Source organism: Streptomyces sp. NPDC043176 (assembly GCF_056436715.1).
In genome coordinates this window covers 1-7,052 of record NZ_JBWKCA010000052.1, presented here as the reverse complement: position 1 = coordinate 7,052, position 7,052 = coordinate 1, and the positions used below count along the sequence as shown (strand labels likewise).

Below are 7,052 nucleotides of genomic sequence, written 5' to 3'. Positions count from 1 at the left end.
TGCCAGGAGTGGTACACGCCGTCGGCACCGGCCGCGAAGGCCTCCAGGCGTCCGTCCGCCGACCGCCCGGAGACCACCCGCCCGGAGGCGTACGGATGCTTGGGGCCCTCGGACTTGTCGACGATGCCGTCGTACCGGAGGGCCTTGTAGTCGCCGTTCGGATGGCCGTCGATCGAGGCGCTGTTGATGTTCCCGAAGAAGTGCCCGGGCGGTTCCACCCCGCTGGAGCCGCCGCCGAAGCTGTAGTAGGAGAAGCCGCCCTGGTCGTTCACCCACTCGTGGAAGATGATCACGTGGTTGTAGTACGAGTTGAGGATGTCCCCGGCCCGCAGCTCGCCACGCGCGATCTCATGGGAGAAGTTCGGCAGGCCCTGCGTGTTCGGGTTCGCGTCGAGATGCCAGGCCATGGCGACGAATCCGGAGCAGTCGGTGCGGTACGCGAAGCCGTCGCCCGGGCCGGGAGCGGACCCTCCCTGGCTGTACGGCGGCTGTCGGTCCACCCAGTACTGGGCGCGCCAGATCACCTCGCTCCGGGTGATCTGGCCGCCGCGGTCGGAGGCGGCTGCGCCCGCCGCGGCCGGCGGCGCGGGCGCGACCAGCAGGAGTGCGCCGGCCAGCAGGGGCAGCAGGAGTCTGCCCCACCAAGATCGTGACTCTCTCACTCGGACCTCCCAGGTCGTCGGCGGCCGACAGTAGGAGGGAGCGATGAAATACGGATGGAATCGCCGAGACCGTCCTCGTCCCCGCACAGGATCATGCGGCGGGTGCGACGCAGCAGCATGCTCGGCGCGACCTCCAGTTCGTCGGCGAGACGGCGGCGGGTCCGGTCGAACACCGCCAGCGCCTCGGCCTGCCGCCCGTTCCGGTACAGCGCGCGCATCAGCATCGCCGCCACCGGCTCGTTCAGCGGATGCTCCGCGGACAGGGCGGACAGCCCGGCCTCGGCGTCCGAGCAACGCCCGAGCCGCAGCTGCCACTCCGCCTTCCGCTGCGCGACGGCGATCCTGCGCTCACCGAGCCGGACCCGCTCCAGCTCGGCGAGCGGCCCCGGCAGACCGCCGAGCGGCTCGCCGCGGAACAGCCCCAACACCCGCGAGCACAACCGGACCGCCTCGACCGGGTCGCCCGCCCGGTCCGCCGCCCCGAGCTCGGCGACCAGCTCCTCCATCCGCGCGAGGTCCACGTCGACCGTGCCGGGCACCAGGCGGTAGCCGTGCCGGGCGTGTTCGATGACGGTGTCCGGGCCGTCGTCGGCCCGCAGGGTCTTGCGCAGGCGGTAGACGTACACCGGCACCACGTTCGCGGCCGGCGGCTCCGTCCCCCAGACGCCGTCGAGGAGTTCCCGCCGGCTCAGCGTCCGTCCCGCGCCCAGCGCGAGCGCCGCGAGCACCGCCTGCTGACGCAGGTGCCCCAGACCCAGTGGACGCCCGTCGTGCCAGGCGCGCAGTGGCCCGAGCACGGAGATCCGCAGCCGCGGCGGGCGGATTCCGCCGGCAGGTGGCGCCGGAAGGTTCGGCGGCCGGGTGCGGGGGCCTCGACCGGGGGACACCAGGCCCGTGTCGAAGGCGTGGACGATCGCGGCGGCCCGGTCCCGAAGACCGAGCTTCACGAGGACCCGTGCGAGGTCGTCGGCCACGGTCTCCTCGGGGAGGGCGAGCGCGGCCGCGATCTCGTCGTCCCGCAGACCGCAGCCGACGGCGGAGAGGACCCTGCGCTCCCGGTGCCCGAGCGCGTCGGACGTCGGTCGCCCGGTGGCGGCGGTCGTCGGCAACGCTGCTCCCCGTGGCTCCGGACCGGACGGTCTCCTGGACGTCCTCGGCACCGTAGAACGGGAGGCGGGCGGCCCGGCACCCGGAACGATCCGGAGTGACACCGATGCGCCGACGCCCGCCCCCGTGCGGACACGGGGGCGGGCGTCGTCCCGGAGCCGTGGTCACGGCCCGGGGTGGGATCAGACGTTGCGGCGGTACTGGCCGCCGACCTCGAAGAACGCCTCGGTGATCTGCTGGAGGGTGCAGACCCGGGCGGCGTCCATGAGGACGGCGAAGGCGTTGTCGCCGCTGACCGCGGCCGCCTTGAGGGCGGTCAGGGCCGCGTGGGCCCGGTCGTGGTGGCGGGTCTGGAAGTCCTGGACCCGCTCCAGCTGGGACCGCTTCTCCTGCTCGGTGGCGCGGGCGAGTTCGACGGAGACGGGCTCGGCGGTGTCCGCGTGGGGGTTGCGGAAGGTGTTGACGCCGATGATGGGCAGGGTGCCGTCGTGCTTGCGCTGCTCGTAGAGCATCGACTCGTCCTGGATGCGGCCGCGCTGGTAACCGGTCTCCATGGCGCCGAGCACGCCGCCGCGCTCGCTGATGCGCTCGAACTCCTCGAGCACCGCCTCCTCGACCAGGTCGGTGAGCTCGTCGATGATGAACGACCCCTGGAGGGGGTTCTCGTTCATCGCCAGGCCCCACTCCCGGTTGATGATCAACTGGATGGCCAGGGCGCGGCGGACGGATTCCTCGGTGGGTGTGGTGACGGCCTCGTCGTACGCGTTGGTGTGCAGGCTGTTGCAGTTGTCGTAGATGGCGATGAGCGCCTGCAGGGTGGTGCGGATGTCGTTGAAGTCCATCTCCTGGGCGTGCAGGGAGCGGCCGGAGGTCTGCACGTGGTACTTCAGCTTCTGGGAGCGCTCGTTGGCGCCGTACTTCTCCTTCATCGCGACGGCCCAGATGCGGCGGGCGACGCGGCCGAGGACGGAGTACTCGGGGTCCATGCCGTTGGAGAAGAAGAACGACAGGTTCGGGGCGAAGTCGTCGACGTCCATGCCGCGGGCGAGGTAGGTCTCGACGTAGGTGAAGCCGTTGGCGAGCGTGAAGGCCAGCTGGCTGATCGGGTTCGCGCCGGCCTCGGCGATGTGGTAGCCGGAGATGGACACCGAGTAGAAGTTGCGGACCTTGTTGGCGATGAACCACTCCTGGATGTCGGCCATCATCCGCAGCGAGAACTCGGTGGAGAACAGGCAGGTGTTCTGGCCCTGGTCCTCCTTGAGGATGTCGGCCTGGACCGTGCCGCGCACGGTCGCGAGCGCGTGGGCGCGGAGCTCGGCCGCCTCGTCGGCGGAGGGCTCACGGCCCTCGGCGGCACGGAACCGGTCGAGCTGCTGGTCGATGGCCGTGTTGAGGAAGAACGCGAGGACCGTCGGCGCCGGGCCGTTGATCGTCATGGACACCGAGGTCGTCGGCGCGATCAGGTCGAAGCCGTCGTACAGCGCCTTCATGTCGTCCAGGTGCGCGACCGAGACGCCGGAGGTGCCGACCTTGCCGTAGATGTCGGGGCGCTCGCCGGGGTCGCGGCCGTACAGGGTGACCGAGTCGAAGGCGGTGGACAGCCGGGTCGCCGGCTGGCCCTCGGACAGCAGCTTGAACCGCCGGTTGGTGCGGAAGGGGTCGCCCTCGCCCGCGAACATGCGCGCGGGGTCCTCGCCGTCGCGCTTGAAGGGGAACACGCCGGCCGTGAAGGGGAAGTGGCCGGGGAGGTTCTCGCGGCGCCAGAAGCGCACCAGCTCGCCGTGGTCGGTGAACCGGGGCAGGGCGACCCGCGGGATCTTGTTGCCGGACAGGGACTCGCGGGTCAGCTTGGTCCGGATCTCCTTGTCGCGGATCGTCACGACCTGCTCGTCGCCGGAGTACGAGGCCACGACGGCCGGCCAGTTCGCGATCTGGTCCGCGACCTCGTGGGGGAGCCGCTTGCGGGCGTCCGCGAGCAGCGCGTCCACGCCGGTGTCGTCGTGGTCGGCCCGGACGAGCTCGCCCTTGACCGTGTCGAGGCGCTGCACCCGGCCGGCCGCCTCGGCGAGCCGCTCGGTCTCCGCGTGGTACGCGCGGACCGTCTCGCCGATCTCGGTGAGGTAGCGCACCCGGTCGGCGGGGACGACCTGCCGGATCCCGGAGGAGTGGCGTACGTCGACCGGGGCGAGCGTGCCCGCGTCGACGGTGAGCCCGCGCTCCGTGAGGGCGGTCTTGAGGTGCTGGTGCAGCGCGGTGACGCCGTCGTCGTTGAAGGTCGCGGCCGAGGTGCCGTAGACGGGCATGTCCTCCGGCCTCTTGTCGAACGCCTCGCGGTTGCGGACCAGCTGACGCGCGACGTCGCGCAGCGCGTCCTTGGCGCCGCGCCGTTCGAACTTGTTGATGGCCACGACGTCGGCGAAGTCGAGCATGTCGATCTTCTCGAGCTGGGAGGCCGCGCCGAACTCCGGCGTCATCACGTACAGCGAGGTGTCGACGAACGGCACGATCGCCGCGTCACCCTGGCCGATGCCCGGCGTCTCCACGATCACCAGGTCGAAGCCGGCGGCCTTGACGACGTCGATCACGTCGGCCAGGTGCTCGGGCAGTTCGTGGTTGCCGCGGGTGGCCAGGCTGCGGAAGAAGACGCGGTCGCCGTCGAGGGAGTTCATCCGGATGCGGTCGCCGAGCAGCGCGCCACCGCCGCGGCGGCGCGTCGGGTCGACCGCGATCACCGCGATGCGCAGCTTGTCCTGCTGGTCGACGCGCATCCTGCGGACGAGCTCGTCGGTCAGCGACGACTTGCCGGAGCCTCCGGTGCCGGTGATGCCGAGGACCGGCGTGACGCGCTCCGCCGCGGCGGCGCGCAGCCGGTCCAGGAAGGCGGGGGACAGCTTGCCGAGCTCGGCGCCCGTGACGGCGCGGGCGATCGCGAACCGGTCTCCCGCGAGGACCGCCGCCGGGTCGGCCGGACCGCCGTCCCAGAGGTCGAAGTCGCAGTCCTTGATCACCGAGTTGATCATCCCGGCGAGGCCCAGCCGCTGCCCGTCCTCGGGCGAGAAGATGGTGACGCCGCTGCCGCGCAGCCGGGTGATCTCCTCGGGCACGATCACCCCGCCTCCGCCGCCCACCACGCGGATGTGCCCCGCGCCGCGCTCGCGCAGCGACTGGACGAGGTACTCGAAGTACTCCACGTGCCCGCCCTGGTACGACGAGACCGCGACGCCGTGCACGTCCTCCTCGAGCGCCGCGTCCACGACCTCCTGCACGGACCGGTTGTGCCCCAGGTGGATCACCTCCGCCCCCTGGGACTGGAAGATCCGCCGCATGATGTTGATCGAGGCGTCGTGTCCGTCGAAGAGCGCCGAGGCGGTGACCAGGCGGACGGGGTGCACGGGCCGGTGCAGTGCGGTCATGTGGACCTTCCCAGGGGAGGCAAGCGGTACACGATAAATACTAGGACGTCCTAGTAGTTTGCAGTAGGCGAGCCCCGTGTGACCGGATGCACATCGCCGGGGACTTGTTCGATCTACGGCCTGCGGGCCAGCAGATGCCCTTCGAGGAAGCCCCGGTCGCTCGCGGGATCGTGGACGAGGCGGGCGAAGGGCGTGAGCCCGGCCCCCGCGAGCAGCTCGGCGAAGTCGTCCACCCGCCAGCAGTAGGCAGGGGTGACCTTGTGGTCGAACCGGACCGGGCCCGGTCCGTCGGTCGCGAAGAACGTGGCCAGGAGCAGGCCCCCCGGCGCGAGGACGCGCGCCTGCTCGGCGAGCAGCGCGGGCAGCTCCCCGGGCGGGGTGTGGATCATCGAGTAGTGGGCCAGTGCGCCGCCCAGCGCCCCGTCCCCGATCGGCAGGGCCTCCATCCGGGCCTCGTCGAACCGCAGGCCGGGATGGGCCCGCCGGGCGTGCTCGACCATGGCCGGCGAGAGGTCGAGACCGAAGGCGTCGAGACCCAGGTCGCGCAGCACGGCCGTCAGGTGCCCCGGCCCGCACCCCATGTCGGCCGTGCGCGTGTTTCCCGTCCCGCGCACCAGCTCGGCGAAGGTGCCGACCATGGCGCGTGCGAACGGCCGCGTCTCCATCCGGTCCGCGAACAGCGACGCGTACAACTCGACGACCCCGTCGTAGGCCGCCCTCGTCTCGTCCTGGTGGTCCGTCACGGGGAGGAAGCTAACACCCCGCGACCGCTCGGTGGCGCCCGGTGCGCCCGGCCCGGGACGCCCGGCGCGAGGGGGCGACGCGAGGGGGGCCGACGTGAGAGGGGTCCGACGCGAGGGGGTCCGTACGCGCTACTCGCTGGTACGGTCCCTCCGCTACCGGTGCTCCACGCACGGTCGCCGGAGCCGAGGGCGGGGCGGGAACCATGTCGGGACGAACGGGCGGGGCGCTCCCCGCAGGCCTGGCCGAGGCGATACGCGGGACGGCCGAGGACATCGCCGCGGTCCTGCGCACGGCGGCGGGGGACGGCGACGGGCTGCCCGTGCCCCGCTCCACCTGGACGCTGGGCGAGGCCGCCGCGCACCTGGCGCAGGCGAACGCGCTGATGGCGGACCTGGCCGCCGGTCACGAGCGGCCGTACGGGGACGGCACGCCCGGCGGCCTGGCGGCCGCCAACGAACACGCCCTGGCCGGGTTCGCGGAGCGCGCGCCCGGTCCGCTCGCGGAGATGATCACGGCCCGGGCCGCCGCCTTCCTCGACGCCGTCGAGGAGCGGGACCCGGACGGACCGCTCGCCACCCCGCTCGGCGGGATGAACCCGGCCGTCCTGGGTTCGTACCTGCTGACCCACATGCTCGGCCACGGCTACGACCTCGCGCGCGCCCTGCGCCGCCCGCACATGGTCGACGCGCACCGGGTGGAGCTCTGCATGCCGTTCATGATCCAGGTGATGCCACGGGTGACGGACCCGCACGCCGTCGCCGGTCTCACCGCGAGCTTCGCCGTACGCCTCCGGGGTGGCTCCGGCTTCGGCGTCACCATCGACGACGGCCTGGTCCGGGTCGCGCGCGAGCCGTCCGCACGGCCCGACTGCAGGATCCTCACCGAGCCCGTCACCTTCCTGCTGCTGGCCCTCGGCCGCGTCGACCCCTGGCCCGCGATCGCCCGGGGCAGGGCGCTCGGCTGGGGACGCAAGCCCTGGCTCGCCCCGCGCTTCCCCACCCTGTTCCGGGCTCCCTAGGGCCTGTCTGACCATTCCCGTCGGGTCCGGACCGCCCGGCACGCACGCTCGCCGCACGGCCGAAACGCCCAAGTAGCTCCGCTACGAGGGCGCCCCGGCCGCACGCCG

At 72.4% G+C, this 7,052-nt stretch carries 4 protein-coding genes and 1 pseudogene; 1 reads left to right on the top strand and 4 read right to left on the bottom strand.

Annotation, left to right across the window (positions count from 1 at the left end):
* The 4 genes and pseudogenes from AC067A_RS37235 to AC067A_RS37220 all read right to left on the bottom strand — a co-directional run.
* Positions 1–662: pseudogene (locus AC067A_RS37235) on the bottom strand (hypothetical protein); the annotation flags it as partial.
* Entirely contained in the window at positions 659–1,771 is a 1,113-nt protein-coding gene (locus AC067A_RS37230; RefSeq protein ID WP_479248099.1) for a BTAD domain-containing putative transcriptional regulator, read from the bottom strand. The gene AC067A_RS37230 and the pseudogene AC067A_RS37235, both read right to left, overlap by 4 nt.
* Positions 1,772–1,951: 180 nt before the next feature.
* Positions 1,952–5,182, bottom strand: a complete 3,231-nt coding sequence (icmF, locus tag AC067A_RS37225) for a fused isobutyryl-CoA mutase/GTPase IcmF (protein ID WP_479248096.1) — start codon at positions 5,180–5,182, stop codon at positions 1,952–1,954.
* Positions 5,183–5,295: 113 nt separating this feature from the next.
* Positions 5,296–5,925 (bottom strand): class I SAM-dependent DNA methyltransferase, encoded by a 630-nt coding sequence (locus AC067A_RS37220; protein ID WP_479248095.1) that lies wholly within the window; start codon positions 5,923–5,925, stop codon positions 5,296–5,298.
* 203 nt (positions 5,926–6,128) lie between these two features.
* Between AC067A_RS37220 and AC067A_RS37215 the strand changes: the two genes are divergently transcribed.
* On the top strand, positions 6,129–6,944 hold the full coding sequence (locus AC067A_RS37215) for a maleylpyruvate isomerase family mycothiol-dependent enzyme (RefSeq protein ID WP_479248093.1): 816 nt from the start codon (positions 6,129–6,131) through the stop codon (positions 6,942–6,944).
* Positions 6,945–7,052: the final 108 nt, after the last annotated feature.